General features: G+C 74.4%; 14 protein-coding genes and 1 tRNA gene. 9 read left to right on the forward strand and 6 right to left on the reverse strand.

What is annotated here, in order from left to right; translation table 11 throughout:
* Window positions 1-18: 18 nt before the first annotated feature.
* Complete coding sequence (locus ACIO5E_RS08170) at window positions 19-558, reverse strand: FHA domain-containing protein (protein WP_400664918.1); 540 nt, start codon at window positions 556-558, stop codon at window positions 19-21.
* Window positions 559-604: 46 nt separating this feature from the next.
* Window positions 605-1,465 carry an FhaA domain-containing protein gene (locus ACIO5E_RS08175; protein ID WP_400664919.1) on the reverse strand — a complete coding sequence of 287 codons (861 nt, stop codon included), beginning with the start codon at window positions 1,463-1,465 and terminating at the stop codon, window positions 605-607.
* Between the two features lie 419 nt (window positions 1,466-1,884).
* Between ACIO5E_RS08175 and ACIO5E_RS08180 the strand changes: the two genes are divergently transcribed.
* A tRNA-Leu gene (locus tag ACIO5E_RS08180) sits at window positions 1,885-1,968 on the forward strand.
* An 81-nt stretch (window positions 1,969-2,049) separates the two neighbouring features.
* Here ACIO5E_RS08180 and ACIO5E_RS08185 read toward each other — a convergent pair.
* Window positions 2,050-3,198, reverse strand: coding sequence for a sensor histidine kinase (locus ACIO5E_RS08185; protein ID WP_400664921.1), 1,149 nt, complete (start codon window positions 3,196-3,198; stop codon window positions 2,050-2,052).
* On the reverse strand, window positions 3,195-3,845 hold the full coding sequence (locus tag ACIO5E_RS08190) for a response regulator (RefSeq protein WP_400665356.1): 651 nt from the start codon (window positions 3,843-3,845) through the stop codon (window positions 3,195-3,197). Before ACIO5E_RS08190 ends, ACIO5E_RS08185 begins: the two co-directional genes overlap by 4 nt.
* Window positions 3,846-4,187: 342 nt before the next feature.
* Between ACIO5E_RS08190 and ACIO5E_RS08195 the strand changes: the two genes are divergently transcribed.
* Together ACIO5E_RS08195 and ACIO5E_RS08200 are read left to right on the forward strand one after the other, a co-directional pair.
* Window positions 4,188-6,017, forward strand: a complete 1,830-nt coding sequence (locus ACIO5E_RS08195) for a phosphatidylglycerol lysyltransferase domain-containing protein (protein ID WP_400664923.1) — start codon at window positions 4,188-4,190, stop codon at window positions 6,015-6,017.
* 168 nt (window positions 6,018-6,185) lie between these two features.
* Window positions 6,186-6,986 (forward strand): hypothetical protein, encoded by an 801-nt coding sequence (locus tag ACIO5E_RS08200; RefSeq protein ID WP_400664925.1) that lies wholly within the window; start codon window positions 6,186-6,188, stop codon window positions 6,984-6,986.
* Between the two features lie 19 nt (window positions 6,987-7,005).
* Here the strand turns inward: ACIO5E_RS08200 and ACIO5E_RS08205 are convergent, their stop codons facing one another.
* Entirely contained in the window at window positions 7,006-9,795 is a 2,790-nt protein-coding gene (locus tag ACIO5E_RS08205) for a SpoIIE family protein phosphatase (protein WP_400664926.1), read from the reverse strand.
* A gap of 279 nt (window positions 9,796-10,074) precedes the next feature.
* On the opposite strand from ACIO5E_RS08205, the gene ACIO5E_RS08210 reads away from it, so the two are divergent.
* From ACIO5E_RS08210 to ACIO5E_RS08225, 4 genes are all read left to right on the forward strand, one after another.
* The gene (locus ACIO5E_RS08210) at window positions 10,075-11,286 is read left to right on the forward strand and encodes a rhodanese-like domain-containing protein (RefSeq protein WP_400664928.1); all 1,212 of its coding nucleotides are present in this window, start codon (window positions 10,075-10,077) and stop codon (window positions 11,284-11,286) included.
* Between the two features lie 99 nt (window positions 11,287-11,385).
* The gene (locus tag ACIO5E_RS08215; protein WP_280673922.1) at window positions 11,386-12,045 is read left to right on the forward strand and encodes a DUF5819 family protein; all 660 of its coding nucleotides are present in this window, start codon (window positions 11,386-11,388) and stop codon (window positions 12,043-12,045) included.
* 218 nt (window positions 12,046-12,263) lie between these two features.
* Window positions 12,264-13,379: an HTTM domain-containing protein gene (locus ACIO5E_RS08220; RefSeq protein WP_400665358.1), complete on the forward strand. Its 1,116-nt coding sequence runs from the start codon at window positions 12,264-12,266 to the stop codon at window positions 13,377-13,379.
* Window positions 13,380-13,389: 10 nt separating this feature from the next.
* Complete coding sequence (locus ACIO5E_RS08225; protein ID WP_400664930.1) at window positions 13,390-15,534, forward strand: FUSC family protein; 2,145 nt, start codon at window positions 13,390-13,392, stop codon at window positions 15,532-15,534.
* 19 nt (window positions 15,535-15,553) lie between these two features.
* Here ACIO5E_RS08225 and ACIO5E_RS08230 read toward each other — a convergent pair whose 3' ends face one another.
* On the reverse strand, window positions 15,554-16,234 hold the full coding sequence (locus ACIO5E_RS08230; RefSeq protein ID WP_400664931.1) for a hypothetical protein: 681 nt from the start codon (window positions 16,232-16,234) through the stop codon (window positions 15,554-15,556).
* Between the two features lie 98 nt (window positions 16,235-16,332).
* Between ACIO5E_RS08230 and ACIO5E_RS08235 the strand changes: the two genes are divergently transcribed.
* Together ACIO5E_RS08235 and ACIO5E_RS08240 are read left to right on the forward strand one after the other, a co-directional pair.
* Window positions 16,333-16,980, forward strand: a complete 648-nt coding sequence (locus tag ACIO5E_RS08235) for a TetR family transcriptional regulator (RefSeq protein WP_400664932.1) — start codon at window positions 16,333-16,335, stop codon at window positions 16,978-16,980.
* A gap of 5 nt (window positions 16,981-16,985) precedes the next feature.
* Entirely contained in the window at window positions 16,986-17,735 is a 750-nt protein-coding gene (locus ACIO5E_RS08240; protein ID WP_400664933.1) for a TrmH family RNA methyltransferase, read from the forward strand.
* The last annotated feature ends 34 nt before the right edge of the window (window positions 17,736-17,769 follow it).

The raw sequence follows: 17,769 nt of genomic DNA on the forward strand, positions 1-17,769 counted from the left end.
GCTGTCCCTCATGCGCTACTACTTCCGCAGTTCGATGACGGTCCTGCCGATACGGATCGGCATGCCCGGCTGGAGCGGGGTGGGCGCGGTCAGGCGCTGCCGGTCCAGATAGGTGCCGTTGGTGGAGCCTAGATCCTCGACCGTCCACTGCCCAGTCTGATCCGGATAGATCCTGGCATGCCGGGAGGACGCGTAGTCGTCGTCCAGCACGATGGTGGAGTCGTGCGCACGGCCCAGGGTGATGGTCTGGCCCTGGAGCGCGACGGTGGTGCCGGCCAGCGAGCCCTGCACCACCACGAGCTGGGTCGGGGCGCCGCGGCGGCGGCCACCGCCCTGGGTCTGGCCCGCGGCAGCGGCGGCCGGGGCGGGCGTGGCGCGCCCGGTGGCGGCCGTGGTGGCGGCACCGCCCGAGGGCGCAGCAGCGCCGCGACGGGAGGACCGGGGGTTCACCTTGGTCCCGAACAGGTCGCTGCGGATCACCTGGATCGCGACGATGACGAACAGCCACAGCACGGCCAGGAAGCCCAGCCGCATGACCGTGAGGGTCAGTTCTGACATGGCCGGCCCGCCTGTCGGTGAGCGAGGCGCGCGAACAACTCGGACACTACCCTTCGACCTGTCGGTAGACGATGGTGGTGGAGCCCACGACGATGCGGGAGCCGTCGCGGAGCGTAGCGCGCTGGGTGTGCTGGCCGTCCACCACGATGCCGTTGGTGGATCCCAGGTCGAGAACCATCGAAGGGGTGCCGGGGCGGATCTCGGCGTGCTTGCGGGAGACCCCGGGGTCGTCGATCCGCACGTCCGCCTCGGTCGAGCGGCCGAGCACGCAGGCCGCGCCGGTGATCTGGTGGCGGGCGCCGTTCACCTCGATCCAGCGGCGGACCGAGGCGCCGTGGCCGGCGCCGGGGAACGCGCGGACGTTGCCGCCGGACGTCGCGGGCGGGCCCGGGGGCATCGCCGGGGGCGCGGCCGGTGGCGGCGGGGGCGCGTTGAACTGGCCGGCGCCCTGCTGCTGCCACGGTGCGCCGGGGGCCGGGGCGGCCGGCTGGCGGTCGTAGCCGGGCTGCTGCGGGGCGTACTGCTGCGGTTCCTCGGCGGCCAGGGTGCGGCTGCGCACCCGGTACAGCCCGGTGTCCAGGTCGTCGGCCTTCTCCAGGTTCACCTGGAGCGGGCCCATGAAGCTGTACCGCTGGGCCTCCGCGTACTCGCGGACCATGCCGGCCAGCTCGGTGCCCAGCTGCCCGGAGTAGGGGCTGAGCCGCTCGTGGTCGTGCGGGCTCAACTCGACGATGAAGTCGTTCGGCACGACGGTGCGGTCGCGGTTCCAGATGCTCGCGTTGTTGTCGCACTCGCGCTGCAGCGCCCCGGCGATCTCCACGGGCTGGACCTCGGACTTGAACACCTTGGCGAAGGTGCCGTTGACGAGACCCTCAAGTCGCTGCTCGAACTTCTTCAGCACTCCCATGGGGCACCCCCTTCCAGGGTTCGTTCGCCTGCCTGCCGACCGGATCCCACCCGGGAGTCGGTCGTGCCTACTTGCGGTACTTCCGTACTGATCGTATCCACGCCGGGCCCTTCCGTACGGTTCCCGGACAGCGTGGTGCCCGGGGGTGGGCTCGGACACACAGGGTGACGCATACCGGGTACGGCACGCCAGGTGTGCCCGCCCGGACGGGCTCCCATCCCCCGCTCACCCGTTCGTCGTGCATCCGTTCGGATGCGGTTCGTCCCGCCGAAGAACGGATTCGGAGCGGCCCCCCGGGTCGTGCTACTGTTTTCCACGTCGGAAGGGCCGCCCGCAAGGGAAGCCGCTCCAAGGAAACGCGAAGACCACATGGTACCGAGCGGTTCCGAAGATCGGTCGGCAACGAAGACGACACCCATGCGCGGGTGGCGGAATAGGCAGACGCGCTGGATTCAGGTTCCAGTGCCCGAAAGGGCGTGGGGGTTCAACTCCCCCCTCGCGCACAGCGAAGCCCCGCAGATCTACGGATCTGCGGGGCTTTCTCGTTGTTCCGTCCGCGGTTTCGAGTGCGGTGCCACACAGGATCAGGAACGGGTGGCGGGCAGCTCGGCGCGGACCTCGAAGCCGCCGTCCTGGGTGGGGCCGGCGGTGAGGGTGCCGCCCAGCAGCTGGGCGCGCTCGCGCAGGCCGACCAGGCCGTGGCCGCCGCCCGGCAGCGTCTCGGCCGGGCGGACCGGAGGTGCGTCGTTGCGCACCTCGACCCGCAGCCGGCGCCCCTTCGCCCGGACCTTCACGTGCACGGCCGCCTCCGGCGCGTACTTGGTGATGTTGGTGAGCGCCTCCTGGACGGTGCGGTAGGCGGCCCGCTCGACCGCCTCCGGCCATGGGCGGTCACCGGGGTTCAGTTCGGTGTCGGCGGCCAGCCCGCTCTCCGCGATCAGCCGGGGCAGGTCGGCCAGCCGGGGCTGCGGGGCGAGCGGGGCGTCGGGGCGCGCTCCGGCGGTGCCGCGCAGCACCCCGACCATCTGGCGCAGCTCGTCGAGGGTGCGGACGGCCAGCTCGCGGATGGTGCGGGCGGTGGTCGCGGCGGCCGGGTCGCCGGTGCTCACCTGGAGCGCGCCGGCCTGGATGCTGATCAGGCTGACCTGGTGCGAGACCACGTCGTGCATCTCGCGGGCGAGCCGGCCGCGCTCGTCGAGCAGCACCCGCTCGGCGAGCAGCCGGCTCTCCCGCTCCTGGCCGCGGGTCAGCTCGTCGAGCCGGGCGGCCAGCTCCCGCCGGGTGCGGGAGAGCAGCCCGGTGGCGGCCGGGCCGGCGGCCAGCATCACCGACTGGATGGCGTAGAGCGCGGTGTCCCGGCTCAGTTCGAGGGTCTGCTCGGACAGTGGCCAGTGGAAGAACTCGACCAGCGTGAACAGGGTCGCGCAGGGGATGACGACCCGGCGGCGGGGGCGCTCGGCGGCCACCGTGTACACGGCGGTGATCGGGGCCAGCCAGATGTCGTCGACGTAGCTGCCGGGCATGGTGAGCAGCAGCACCGCCACCGGGAAGCGGCGGCGCCAGAACAGTGAGACGGCGGCCAGCGCGGAGAGTGCGAGTTGCCACCACGGGGTGCCCCGGGCGACCAGGGCGGCGTCCAGCAGGGAGTACAGGACGGGCAGCAGCAGCATCAGCCAGGGTGCGGTGCACCAGGCCGGGAGCCGTCTGGACGGCAGCTGTTCGGTGGTCGTCATGCCCCGTCGCCGGGTTTCGGCCGGACCAGCCCGGCCCGGTGGGCGAGCACCGCCGCCTGGACCCGGTTGGCCGCGCCGAGCTTGCCGAGGATCGCGCTGATGTGGTCCTTGACGGTGCCGGTGCCGAGGAAGAGGCGGTCGGCGATCTCGGCGTTGGACAGGCCCTCGCCGAGCAGGGCCAGCACGTCCAGCTCCCGCCCGGTCAGGGTGCGGGCGAGCGAGGTGGCCTCGGCGTCCGGGCCGCCGCCGTCCACGTAGCCGCCGATCACGGTGCGGGTGACGGTCGGGGACAGGATGTTGCCGCCCGCCGCGAGCACCCGGACGGCGTGCACCAGCTGCTCGGGGGCGGTGTCCTTGAGCAGGAAGCCGGCGGCGCCGGCCCGCAGCGCGGTACCTATGTACTCGTCGGTGTCGAAGGTGGTGAGCATCGCCACGGCGGGCGGGTCCGGCAGGGCGCGCAGGCGGCGCAGCACCGAGATGCCGTCGAGGTCCGGCATCCGGATGTCGAGCAGCACCACGTGCGGGCGCAGGCTCTGGACGAGCTCCTCGGCCTGGCCGCCGGAGCAGTCGCCGACCACCTCCAGATCGGGGGCGGAGCCGACGATGAGGCCGAGGCCGGAACGGACCAGGATCTCGTCGTCCACGATCAGCACGCGGGTGTCGGTGATGGTGCCTCCTCGGTTCGGGCGGCCGGGCTCGGGCGGTCCGCGCGGGTCGTTTCGAGAGTAGGGGTAGCCGGGGCGGGGCGCCGAACGGATGGCGGGTCTGCACCCCCGCCGTTCGGCGGGGGTGGGAATCCGCTACCCGGTTCACGCAATTCTCAGGCCGGGTGGGGAACCATGGAGTTGGCTGCCCTTTGTCGGCCTGCTCCACGCGGTGGGCGCCCGGTCGAGGTGAGGGCCGCCGGTCAGTCCGTCGGGCCCGTGCGGGCGCCCGGCGCCGGGCCGTGTGCGGATGCGCCCCACCATCTGATCGTTTGGAATTGAGCTGTGTCGTCCACTGTGAAGTCGGAGCCGTCCGCCACGTCCACCGGGCCCCGGCCCGTCGGCGTGCTCGCCCGGTGGCGTCCGAGGGCCGCCGTGGCCTCCGTCTGGTACCTCAGGCTGCTGGCGCTGCTGAACGTGGCGACGGTGCTGCTGGTGCCGTTCCGGGACCAGGTGACCGAGCACAACGAGGGTGAGTACTTCACCCCGTACCTGATGACCGCGGGCCTGGCCAGCGCGGTCCTGTCGATCTTCCTCGCCGTCGCGATGCGGCGTCGCAAGCGGGCCGCCTGGATCTTCAACATGGCGCTGTCCAGCCTGTTCGCGCTGCTGTACCTGGCGGTCATGGTGCTGCCCGGAGAGCACTTCAACCGGCACCCGCTCAACTACATCTCCACCGTGCTGACCTGCCTGTTCGTGCTGTCGCTGGTGGTCGGGCGCAAGGAGTTCACCTCCAAGGGCGACCGTTCCAACCCGAAGACCGCGGCCGCCGCGTTCGTCGCCGGGCTGCTGTTCGGCGGCGGGGTCGGCGCACTGCTGGTCTGGATGACCAACGGGCTGGGCGGGGCCGACTTCTGGGACCTCTTCCGGTACTCGGTCGGCCGGATGATCACCATCACCCCGACCGAGCACCTGCGCTCGGTGATCTCCGCGCCGACCTGGGTGAACGCGGCGATCAACGCGATGGGCGCGGTGCTCTTCCTGCTGGTCCTGTACGTGGCCTTCCGCAGCCCGCGCGGCAAGGAGCTGCTGAACCCCGAGGACGAGGCGAAGCTGCGCTCGCTGCTGGACAAGCAGGGCGAGCGGGACTCGCTCGGCTACTTCGCGCTGCGCCGGGACAAGGCGGTGATCTTCTCCCCCAGCGGCAAGGCGGCGGTGACCTACCGGGTGATCGGTGGGGTCTCGCTCGCCTCGGGCGACCCGATCGGCGACCCGGAGGCCTGGCCGGGCGCGATCGACGCCTGGCTGTCCGAGGCCCGCGAGCACGCCTGGGCGCCGGCCGTGATGGGCGCCTCCGAGGAGGCCGGGGTGATCTACGCCCGGCACGGGCTGGACGCGCTGGAGCTGGGCGACGAGGCGATCGTCGAGCTGGACGAGTTCTCGCTGGACGGCCGGGCGATGCGGGTGGTCCGCCAGGCGTACAACCGGGTCAAGCGGGCCGGGTACACGGTGCGGATCCGCCGGCACGAGGACATCCCCGAGCGCGAGATGGCCGAACTGGTGGCCAAGGCCGACCAGTGGCGCGACGGGGCGACCGAGCGCGGCTTCTCGATGGCGCTCGGCCGGCTCGGCGACCCGGGCGACGGCCGCTGCGTGATGCTGGAGTGCCACGACGGCGACGGCGAGCTCAAGGCGCTGCTGAGCTTCGTCCCGTGGGGCCCGGACGGGCTCTCGCTGGACCTGATGCGCCGGGCCCGGGACACCGAGAACGGCCTGATGGAGTTCATGGTCATCGAGCTGCTGCAGCGCGCCGACGAGGTCGGGCTGAAGCGGGTGTCGCTGAACTTCGCGATGTTCCGCTCGGTCTTCGAGCGCGGCTCGCGGCTCGGCGCCGGTCCGGTGCTGCGGCTGTGGCGTTCCATCCTGGGCTTCTTCTCGCGCTGGTGGCAGATCGAGTCGCTGTACCGGGCGAACGCCAAGTACCGGCCGATCTGGGAGCCCCGCTACCTGCTCTTCGAGAAGAGCAGTGAGATTCCGCGGATCGGCATCGCGAGTGCGCGGGCCGAGGGCTTCATCGTCGCGCCGAGCCTGCCCGCCCTGTTCCGCCGTCGGCACGCCGGGGCCGCCATGGTGGCGCCCCGCCTCCCGGTCGCGGCGCGGGACGGGAAGGGGTAGCCCTCCGCCGGGGGGCGGAGGGGACCGGACAGCCGGATGGGGGTGGGATCGGGGATATCCCTCCCCCCAGAGGATGACCCTGCTCCCCATCAATGCCGATGTGGATTTGTTAAGAGGCTTCTAATGTTGGAGTAGTTGGGAAAGTACGGGGATTCAGGAGAAACGGCTGTGATTGACAGGACCCACGCGGGGGGCGTGCGAAAGGGGCCGCTGGCAGTAGCCAGATCGGCCGCTGTCGCCGAGTGGGGGACGTTGTACGGGACGGTCCGGGACGCGGTGGTGCGGCGGAAGTTCGCCGCCGTTCCGATGGCCACGGCGGCGACGTTTCTGATCCTGCTGTTCAGCATCACCCAGCATCTGCCGGGCGGTGAGCGCTTCGTCAACCACATCGGGGTGGTGAAGGCGGCGCTGCCGCTGGACGTCTCGCTGCTGCGGACGCCGCTGTCGCTGTACGTGCCGGCGCTGGACCTGCCGGTCTGGGGCGCGCTGGCCCAGGTGTTCGTGGTCTTCGGCATCGCCGAGATCGTGCTCGGCCGGCGGATGACCCTGGTGGTGGCCTACACCTGCACCCTGGCGGGCACGCTGTTCGCCCGGATCGGCGTGGCGCTCGGCCCGGGCCACGTGTTCGGCTTCCCGAAGTGGGTCGCCTACGTGCGGGACACCGGGCCGTCGGCCGCGGTGGTGGCGCTGGCGATCTGCATCGCGTTCCGCTGCCGGGCCTGGCTCACCGCCGGTCTGGTGGTGGCCACGATGGTCGGCGAGGCGGTCGTGCTGCCGAACCTGGCCGGTCTGGAGCACGTGGTCGCGGTGATCACCGCGCTGCTGCTCGCCGTGTCGGTCGAGGTGTTCGGGGACTTCTGGCCCCGGGTGCTGAACGGGGTCGGCGCCGCCACCTCGGTGGCCGCGGTCGCCTCGCGGGAGGTCGCGGTGGAGGCCCGGCGCGGGGCGGCGGGCGCGGTCACCCCCTGACCGGCGCCGGGTCCGGCCGTCAGGCGTGCGGCAGGGGGAGTTCGAACCAGACGACCTTGCCGACCGCCTTGCGGGCGGTGCCCCAGCGTTCGGCGAGCTTGGTCACCAGGGTGAGGCCGCGGCCGGTCTCGCCGAGCTGCTCGGCCGGCTCCAGCGAGGGCAGGTTGTGGTTGTCGTCGCTGACCTCGACCAGCAGCTTGTCCACCCGGATCAGCTGGAGCTGGACCCGGTCCCTGGCCACCCGGACGGCGTTCGTGACCAGCTCGCTGACCAGCAGCTCGGTGATGTCGCTGAGCGCCTCCAGGTGCCAGCCGGCCAGCTGCTCGCGGACCAGTGAGCGGGACCGGCGCACCTCGCGGTGGTCCACCGTGAGGTCCCAGGTGGCCACCTCGGACGGGGCGACGCCGTCGAAGCGGGCCACCAGCAGGGCGACGTCGTCCTTCCGGTCGTCCGAGTGCAGCCGCTTGAGCACGACGTCGCAGGCTTGTTCGGGGCTCTGCCGGGGGTCGATCAGGTTGCCGCAGAGCGCGGCCAGGCCCGCCCCTATGTCACCGCCCCGGACCTCGACCAGGCCGTCCGTGCACAGCACCAGCATCGAGCCGTCCGAGACGTCGATGGTCTTGGCCACGAACGGCACCCCGCCGACCCCGATCGGTGCGCCGGCCGGGATCTCCAGCAGCTCGCCGGAGCCGTCCGGGTGGACCAGCACCGGCGGGACGTGGCCGGCGCTGGCCAGCTCGCAGGTCCGGTTGATCGGGTCGTAGACCGCGTACAGGCAGGTGGCGAGGTGGTCGTCGCCGAGCTTGTGGGCCAGGTTGTCCAGGTGCCGCAGCAGCTGGCCGGGCGGCAGGTCGAGTGCGGCGAGGGTCTGCATGGCCGTCCGGAAGCGGCCCATCGCGGCCGCCGAGTGCAGGCCGTGACCCATCACGTCGCCGACCACCAGGGCGACCCGGCTGCCGGGCAGCTGGATCGCGTCGAACCAGTCGCCGCCGACCTCGGCCTTGGGGTCCCCCGGCAGGTAGCGGTGGGCGATCTGGACGCCGGGGATCTGCGGCGGACGGGTCGGGATCATCGAGCGCTGCAGGGTGGTGGCCACCCTGGCCTCGGCGCGGTGCAGCCGGGCGTTGTCGAGCGAGAGCGCGGCCCGGACGGCCAGCTCCTTGAGCGTGGCGGCGTCGCTCTCGTCGAAGGGCGCGCGGTCCGGCAGCCGGAGCAGCTTGAGGATGCCCAGCACGGTGCCCCGGGCGGACAGCGGCACCACCAGCATCGAGCGGCCGGTGACCACCGGGGCCAGCCGGGCCCCGCCGAGCGCGATCGCGTAGTCGACCGCGACGTCCGCGCTGACCACCGGGACCAGCACCGGCTGGTTCAGCTGCAGGGCCATCCCGGGCGGGGTGCGGCGCGGCATGCTGACCAGCGAGCCCTCGGAGAGCACGTGGTCCCAGGCGCCGCTGGTCTCGTTGTAGACCAGGGCGACCCGGCGGAGCATGGTGTCGTCGTCCGGCCGGGCGACCGGCAGCTCGGAGTCGGAGATCAGCCCGTCCACCAGGTCCACGCAGGCGAAGTCGGCGACCCGGGGGACCAGCACCTTGCAGAGCTCGTGCGCGGTGAAGCCGAGGTCCAGGGTGGTGCCGACCTTGCCGCCGACCTCGTTCAGCAGCGCCAGTTGCTCGCCGGCCTGCCCGTTGGTCAGGAACGGGCCCAGCCGCCCGGGCGGACAGCCCTCGGCGTCGCCCGGGGCCTGGGCGGGAAGTGCCTGATCGGCGCGGCGGGCCGGGTGGCCGGTGGCGGGCGGTTCGACGGCGGCCGGCTCGATGGCGGGTCCTCCTCCGGTCGGGGACGGGACGGCCTGGGACAGGGCGGTCGGGGCCGGGGTGCTCAGGGACGGAACACCCGCCGGGGCGCCGGTGGGCTGGGCGGCGGACCGCTCGGCGGCCTCGCGCTGGGCCGGCAGCGGGCCGGACGGCCGGCCCCGGACGGTTCGGGCCGCGGGCGAGGACTGCTCGGGCTGCGGCGGCGGGCCGACCCGGGCGGCGCGTTGCTGGGCGGTCGGGTAGCGGCGGCCGAGTCCGGCGGCGGCGTGCGCGGCGGAGGCCTGCGGGTCCGCGGGCAGGACCGGCAGTACGGTCGCCGGGTCCAGCCGCAGCGCGGGCAGACCGGCCTGGTCCAGCACGTCGAGCAGCAGCGCCCGGCGGTCGGCCGAGCCGGCCGGCAGCAGCCTGGCCAGCTGGTCGGCCGGCAGGAGACCGGCGCGCAGCCGGCCGGGCGGGGTCAGGGCCGCGCCCAGCCGGTGGAAGCCGCCCCGGGCGGGTGGGGTGGCGGCGAACGGCAGCAGCCGCTCGCCGAGCGCGAGCCGGGGCCCCGCGGTGCGCAGCGGCCGGGCGTCGGCGGCGAGGGCGAGCAGGCCGCCGGGCGGGTCGGGCAGCGGGTAGGCCCACCAGAGCACGTCGCGCAGGTGCTCCTCGCGGTCGATGACGGCCATCTGGCCGGCCCAGGGGCGGCCGGTCGCGGTCAGTGCGGCCAGGGTGTCCAGGGCGTCGCAGCGGCGGCGCAGGACGGGCCCGGTGGCCTGCCCGGGGGCGCCGAACGGCTCCACGGCGGGCAGCAGGCCGCTGGCCGGGCGGTCGTGGGCGACCTCGGCGCGGTGCCCGAACAGCTCCTCGGCGGCCCGGCTCCACTGGGCGATCCGTCCGGTCCGGTCGACCAGGACGAGGGCGAGCCGGACCAGGGCGGCCACGCCGGTCGGGTGGTCGCCCGGCACGGTCTCGGCGTCCGCCGGACGCGGTGTGGAGTTGGACTCGGCCACCATGGATTCGGTCTGCTCCCGCCTGGCCGCCACACCTGGAGGCGGCCGTCTCTCCGGAGGAAGGCACGCTGTGTGGGTACCAGCGAAGCACGGACCGGGCCGGGCTCGATAGCGAAACGGGGAGATTCCTCAGGATCGGTTGCGTGTCGCGCAGCGCGCGCCGGTTCGCACTCCTCGTTCACCCGGACGGGGCTTTCGCGCACGAGGGTAGGGTGGCAGGCCGGGCCACCCCGCGAGGCGGCTCCGCAGGACGCAGCCGGCCGGACGAGACAGAGGCGAGAAGTGACCGCGCAGAGCCCCGTCCGCTGGACGGACCCGCAGCAGCAGGAGTTGGAGGAGCGGGTCGCCGCCGCCGAACTCGCCTGGCTCAGCATGGACGTCGACGTGCAGACGCTGCGGGTCGAGATCGACAACTTCGCCCTGATCCACCATCAGCTGCTCGGCCCGCTCTACGCCCGGCTGGACGAGCTGGAGGCGCTGGTCGCCGAGGCGGTCGCGGCCCGGACCGGGCGCCCCGAGGACCTCCGCCGGGCCGCCGAGGCCCGCCGCCAGGTCGACGAACTGCCCGACCTGGACGCGCTGTTCGACTCCGTCCGGGAGCAGGAGGCGGCCCCGCCGCCCGCCGCGCCGGCCCGGGTGCGCCCCGGGCGGGACGCCCAGCGGGTCTACCGCGAGCTGGTCCGCCGCGCCCACCCCGACCTCAGCACCGACCCGGCCGAGCAGCAGCGCCGGGCCGCGTTCCTGACCCGGGTCAACGAGGCCTACGCGCTCGGCGACGCCGCCGCGCTGGAGGGCCTGGCCGCCGAGTGGTCCACCGCGCCCGAGGCCGCACCCGCCGCCGACTCCCCCGACCGGCTGGAGTGGCTGCGCCGCCGGCTGGAGTGGCTGACCGGCAAGATCACCGAGACCGCCACCGAGCAGGTCCGGCTGGAACAGACCCCGATGGGCCAGCTGCTCGCGCTGGCCCCGCAGGACCCGGACCGGCTGCTGGAGCAGCTCGCCGAGGAACTGCTCGCCAAGGCCGCCGCCCAGCAGGCCGAGCTGGAGCGGCTGCTCGGTGGCCCGGCCGCGGGCGACGGCCACCGGCGGCCGGTGGGCGACAATGGCACCGACCCGACCCTCCCCCAGCCTTCGGCCGGGAGGAACCCCCACCAGGAGAGCCACACGATGTTCGCGCAGATCCCCTCCGCCACCGCCGCCGCCGTGCCCGCCGACGCCGTCCTGCTGGACGTGCGCGAGCAGGACGAGTGGGACGCCGGCCACGTGGACGGCGCGCTGCACATCCCGCTCGGCGAGGTGATCGCCCGGATCGGCGAGCTGCCGGACGGGAAGCTGTACGTGCTCTGCCGGGTCGGCGGCCGCTCCGCGCAGGTCGTCCAGTACCTGGTGCAGCAGGGCCGGGACGCCGTGAACGTGGACGGCGGCATGTACGCCTGGGAGGGCGCGGGTCGTCCGATGGTGAGCAGCACCGGCCAGGACGCCTTCGTGCTCTAGCGCCGTCTTCGAACTGCCGATGCCTGCCGGTAGGGCAGGATGGGCGCGCGACCGCGCGGGGACGGGCCCGGGCGGCGCGCCGACCGGGCAGGGGAGACCATGCCGGAGACGACGGGCCGCCCGGCCGCCGGACGGGTCTGGTCGACGCCCGCGCAGCTCGTGCTCGGCCTGGCCGGGGCGGTGCTGGTCGTCGGCACCGGGCTCTTCCTCGCCGCGGTGTTCCTGCACGTCGCGCCCGCCAACTCGGTGTCCCGGCAGTACCGGGACGAGGTCGACGGCCTGGTGTACCCGGAGTTCGAGCAGAACTGGAAGCTGTTCGCGCCCAACCCGTTGCAGCAGAACGTCAGTCTGGACGCCCGGGTGCGCACCGCCGTCGACGACGGCACCACCCGCACCCGTGACTGGACCGGGCTGACCGCGCAGGACCTCGCCGCGATACGGGGCAACCCCGCCCCCAGCCACGTCGACCAGAACCTGCTGCGCCGGGCCTGGGACTTCTACGACGGCTCGCACAACCCGCAGGACGAGGCGCTGACCAACCCGCGCGGCAAGCTCGCCGAGCAGTACCTCAAGCGGATCGCCCTGCAGCGGATCGGTCGGGAGGTGGACGGCGAGCGGATCCTGGAGATCGAGTTCCGGGTGACCGCGGCGACCGTCCCGCCGCCGTCCTGGAGCGGCGAGGCCGCGCCGCCGGCGCCGCGGGTGCGAGAGCTGCCCTGGTGGCCGGTGGGCGACGAGGACTACCGGGGGCTCGGATGAGCGAGGTGTCGCCGGAGACGTCGGCGCAGGCGTCGGCAGAGGTGTCCGCGCAGGCGTCCGCAGAAGTGTCGCCGGAGGTCTCGCAGCCGGTCGGGCCGGGGCGGCTGGAGGGCATCCCGCGCCAGGTCGGGCAGTCGGCCGACCCCGGCGTCGGCGCCGGCCCTTGGCCCGGTCCGGCGCCGCGCGGGCCCGGCCCGGCCGAGTCGGCCGCCCGGGCGATGGCGGCCTTCACCGGGCGGGCGCTCGGCCGCCACCAGGCCGCGGTGGTGCGGATCGGCTTCGGGCTGGTCTGGCTCGCCTACCTGCTGCGCGAATGGCCCCACCGGCGGGTGCTGTACGGCGACCGGTCGCCCTGGTCGATGGACCTGGCCGAGCGCCTGCTGTCCGACAACGGGGCGTTCACCGTGCTGCCGTGGTTCGGCGGGCGGCCCTGGTTCGAGCTGGTCTACCACCTGGCGGTGCTGGCCGCCGTCGCGGTGGTGCTGGGCTGGCGGACCAGGGCGAGCACGGTGCTGTTCCTGGTCACCGTGCTGTCGCTGCAGAACCGCAACGTCTTCCTCGGCGACGGCGGCGACAACGTCGTCCACCTGATGGCGGTCTACCTGGTCTTCACCCGCTGCGCCGAGGTCTGGTCACTGGACGCTCGACGGGCCCGGTCCGGGCGCGGCGGGGTGGTGCTCTGGGCGGTGCTCGGCGCCGTCCTGGCGGCCTGTCAGTTCGGCGGTTTCGCCGGGGAGAGCCTGACCTGGACGGCCCGGACCTTCCCGTACGTCGGCTGGGCGCCGCTGTTCTGGGGGCTCTGGGTGGTGGCCGGGCTCTGGTGGACGCTCGGGCGGCTGCGGCCGGACGGCGAACCGCGCGCGGTGCTCGACGCGCTGGCGAACATGGTGCACAACTGCGCGATGCTGGTGATCGCCGTCGAGGTGGTGCTGATCTACGCCACGGCCGGCTGGTACAAGGTGCAGGGCTCGCGCTGGCAGGACGGCACCGCGCTGTACTACCCGCTGCACCTGGACTACTTCACGCCCTGGCCGGGGCTGTCCGCGCTGGTCGGTTCGGCGCTGCTGCCGGTCTTCCTGATCTCGTACGGCACGGTGGTCGTGCAGGTCGCGTTCCCGTTCACGCTGTTCAACCGGCGGGTCAAGAACGTGCTGCTGGCCGTGATGACGGCCGAGCACCTGGGGATCGCGCTGCTGCTCGGGCTGCCGGTGTTCTCGCTCGCGATGATCGCGGCGGACGCGGTGTTCCTGCCGACCGGCGCGCTGCTCTGGCTGGCGGCGCGGCTGCGGCGGATTCGGCGGCCACGGGTGCCGGTGGCTCAGGGCGTGCCCTAGGCTGACCGCCATGTCCTGGTTTGACGCCCTTCGTGACACCGCGCGGACCGGGCTCACCCTCGACCGGGCGCTCACCGACCCCAAACGGGCCGTCCGCGGGGCTGTCGCCGTCGCCCTGGTGCTCTTCCCGACCCTGGCGATCGGGGGGCCGGCCCTCGCCACCTCCGCCGCCATGGGCGCCTTCATCGCCGGCACGGCCACCTTCCAGCGCAGCTTCCGGCCCCGGGCCAGCCTCGCCGTGGCGGCCGGCCTCGGACTCGGCACCAGCACCTTCCTCGGCTACCTCGCCGCCGGGGTCACCGGCCTCTTCCCGGTGCTGCTCGCGGTCTGGGCCTTCGGCGCCGGGCTGGCCTGGGCGATCGGGCCGACCGCCGGGATCGTCGCCGCCAACACCGTCTCGGTGATGCTGATCGTCGTCCAACTCCCCGTCAGCGTGCTCGCGGCCCTCGGCCACGGGCTGATCTGCGCGCTCGGCGGCGTCGTCCAGGCCGTCGTCATCACCCTCTGGCCGATCGGCAGTTGGACCGCCCAGCGGGACGCCCTCGCCGACACCTATGCCGAACTCGCCGACTACGCACGTCGGTTGCGTCAGGACCCGACCGCGCACGTCGACCCGGCGCCGTTCATGACCGCCCGGCACGCCGCGGCGCTCACCCCCTGGCAGGACCGCCACCGGCCGCCCGAACTGCGCGGCCTGCGCGGCCTCGCCGAACGCATCCGGCCCACCCTCGCCGCGCTCGCCGACCCCAAGGTCGGCGCCCCCGCCGAAGGGCCGGAGCGCGACCGGGCCCGCGAGGTCCTGGCCGCCGCCGCGGAGGCCATGGACGCCCTCGCCCGGGCCATCCGCACCGGTGATCCCGTCCAACTGACGCGCTCAGCACCGTCGTTGACGCTCGCTCCGCCGGTCGACGGCCCCCGGTTGCAGGGAGCCGCCCGGCGCTCGTCCCGGCGGCTCGCCGGTCTGCTGCGCAAGGCCTCCGACGCCCTCGACCGCGGCGACGAGGACACCGTCAGCACCCCGGTGGTCGGGGCCGGCGGGGCGCTGCACAAGCCGCCGCTGTTCCGGATGCTGCCGGTCGCGCTGCGCTCGGTGCAGCGCCAGCTCCAGCCGCGCTCGGCGGTCTGCCAGCACGCCGTGCGGCTCGCCGGGGTGGTCACCGTCGCCTACCTGCTGGCCCGGCTCATCGGGTTCCACCACGGCTACTGGGCGCCGATGACCGCCGCCATGGTGATGCGGCCCGACTTCGCCCAGACCTACAGCCGGGGCGTCGCCCGGCTGGCCGGCACCGTCGTCGGCGTCGCCGTCTCCACCCTGGTGGTGCAGCTCACCCACCCCGGCCAGTGGGTGCTGGCCGCGCTCGCGGTGCTCTGCATCGGCGGGGCGTACCTCACGCTGAAGACCGGGTACGCGCTGATGACCGTCGGCATCTCCTCGTACGTGGTGTTCCTGCTCGGCCTGCAGCCCGGCGACCCGCTCGCGACCGCGTTCGAGCGGGTCGGGCTCACGCTGCTGGGCGGGTCGGTGGCTCTGGTGACGTACGCGCTCTTCCCCACCTGGCAGACCGCCCGGCTCGGCGAACGGCTGGCCGAGTGGCTGGCCGCCGCCGGGCGGTACGCGGGCGCGGTGATCGCCTGCTACGAGAACCCGGCCGCGCCGCGTGGACGGGCGGTGCGGACCGCGCTGCTGGACTCCCGGGAGGCCCGCTCCGAGCTGCTCCAGGCCATGCAGCGCGCCGACGCCGAACCCGGTCGGCACGCCTCCGGGCTGCCCGGGGTGAACCGGCGCCAGGTCGACCGGGCCCGGGCGGCCGTCGGGCACCTCGGGCGGGTCGCCGTCCTGCTGGAGGCCCACCTGCCGGCCGCCGACGCGGACCCGGTGCCGGGGACGGCGGAGTACGCGGAGGAGCTGCGGCTGGCCACCGCGCTGGCGGGGGCGGCGCTGCTCACCGGGCAGCCGGTGGAGTTCGGCGCCGTGCGGGAGGCGCAGGCGCGGTTGGAGGATCGGCTGGCGCAGGCGCCGGCGGGGGTGCAGCGGGACGTCGTGCGGGCGGCGACGCGGCTGTTGGGGCAGGCGTTGAAGGACCTGGAGCGGGCGCTGCGGGGGCGGGAGGACATCCGGGGGCCGGAGCCGCGCAGGCCCGGGGACCGGCGGTAGGCCGGTCCCCGGGCCGGGGTCAGGCGGTGCGGGCGGCGGCTTCGACCCAGTTGGCGAACTCGCAGGCGAAGTGCCACTGGTGGCCGGTGCCGAGGAGCTCGGGGGCGGCCGCGGGGAACTGGACGGTGAGGCGGATCCGCAGGCCGTCCGGGGTGTCGGCGAACTCGTGCATCACCCGCAGCACCTCGGTGCCGTCGGCAAGGGTGCCGGTGCCGCCGATGCGGACCGGGAAGGCCTCGTGGCCGGGCCCGGCGATCGGGACGTCGTCGTGGAAGCGCAGGAAGAAGCGGGCCGGGCCGGTGCCGAGGGTCTCGATGATCTCGACCCGGTCGCCGGTGGGGTCGGCCAGGTAGTGCTCGGGGTTGGCGGTGAGCAGGGCGTCCCGGTCGGCCGCCTGCAGGCGGCCCTGCCACCAGGCGAGGAAGCGGGCGGCGTCGATGCCGGCGGTGGTGAGCTCGGTGACGGCGGTGCGCCACCGGCCGCCGGAGGCCCGGGCCCAGGCGGCCAGGGCGGTGTCGGCGGCGGTGGTGTCGGGGGTGAGCAGGTCGCGCATCCGGTCGTCGCCGAGGCGCTGCTTGAGCAGGCGCAGGGCGGCGCGGGCGCGGTCGAGCTCCCAGGCGAGGACGGCCTCGCGCGGGTGGCGGGTGCCGTCGATGTCGGTGTGGACGGCCAGCACAGTGGTGCTCGCGGTGGTGCTCACGGCGTCGCTCCTCGGCTCCTCAACGATACGGAGAGATTTTCTCCGCTTGGCTGACGCTAGCATAGGGGGAGAGAATTTCTCCGGTTAGGGAGTTGCCGATGAGGGCCGACGCGGAACGCAGCCGGCGCAGGATCCTGGACGCCGCCTGCGAGGTGTTCCTGGAACGGGGCCCGGACGCCCCGCTGGACGCCGTGGTCCGGCGGGCCGGGGTCGGCCCGGCCACCCTCTACCGGCGCTTCCCCGACCGGGAGGCGCTGGTGCGCGCGCTGGTCACCGACCTGCTGGCCCGGCTCACCGAGGCCGCCGACCGGGCCCGGCTCACCGAGGCCGACCCCTACCGGGCGCTGCGCCGCTTCGTGCACGCCGCCGCCGACCTGCGGATGGGCGCGGCGATCGTGGTGCTGCTGGAACGGCTGGTGGTGGACGAGGACCTGGTCGCCGTCCGCCGCGGCGCCGTCACCGCGGTCGAGGTGCTGCTGCGCGCCGCCCAGGACGCCGGGCGGCTGCGGGCCGACGTGGGGATGGGCGACCTGGTGCTCCTCTGTGTCCGGGTGTCCCGCCCGCTGCCGGGCGCGCTGGCCGCGCTCGACGCGGACGGCTCGCTGGTCCACCGGCACCTGGACCTCGCGCTCGCCGGGCTGGCCGCCGAGCCGGCCGGCCCGGCGGGCCCGCCGCTCGGCTTCGACGAGGTGATCGCCGCCGCCGGCCGCCCCGGCGAGCCCGCCCCGGGCGGGGTGGCAGAGTGAACGCCATGGACGACGAGGTGCTGCGGGCGTGGCGGGCGGGGGAGCGGGAGCCGGGGGCGGTCCTGCTGGACGGGTTCCACGTGCTGAAGCACGCGCTGCGCTTCGGCGGGGACGTCCGGCGGGTGCTGACCGCCGACCGGGCGGCGCTGCTGGCACTGGCCGGGGAACTGGCGGCGGACGTCGTGCCGGCGCTGGACGCGCTGGCGGTGGAACTGCCCGAGGCGCGGCTGCGGACGCTGGCGCCCCGGCTGCACCCGACCGGGGTGGTCGCGCTCGCCGTGCGGCCCTCCGTCGAGGCGAACCTGGCGGCCCTGGCGCGGCGTCCGCGCCCGGCGCCGGTGGTGCTGCTGGAGAACCCGCGCAACCTGGGCAACGTCGGGGCGGTGATCCGGCTGGCGGCCGGCTTCGGCGCCACCGGGGTGGTGACCACCGGCGACCTGGACCCCTGGCACCCGAACGTGCTGCGGGGCAGCGCGGGCCTGCACTTCGCCACCGCGGTGGAGCGGCTGGCCCTGCCGGAGCTGCCCGCCGGGCCGCTGTACGTGCTGGACCCGGAGGGGGCGGACATCCGGACGCTGCCGTTCCCGGACGACGCGTTGCTCGCCTTCGGCACCGAGCGGCACGGCGTCTCGGCGGAGCTCAGGGCGCGGGCGGACCACCTGGTCTCGGTGCCGATGCAGCCGGGGGTGTCCAGCTTCAACCTGGCGACCAGCGTGGCGATGGGGCTCTTCCACTGGATGTCGTCGAAGGGGTGAGGCGTGACGCCGGGGTGAGGCGTGGCGCCGGGGT

Origin of the sequence: Kitasatospora sp. NPDC087314 (genome assembly GCF_044744365.1) — a bacterium.
Classification (GTDB): Bacteria; Actinomycetota; Actinomycetes; order Streptomycetales; family Streptomycetaceae; genus Kitasatospora.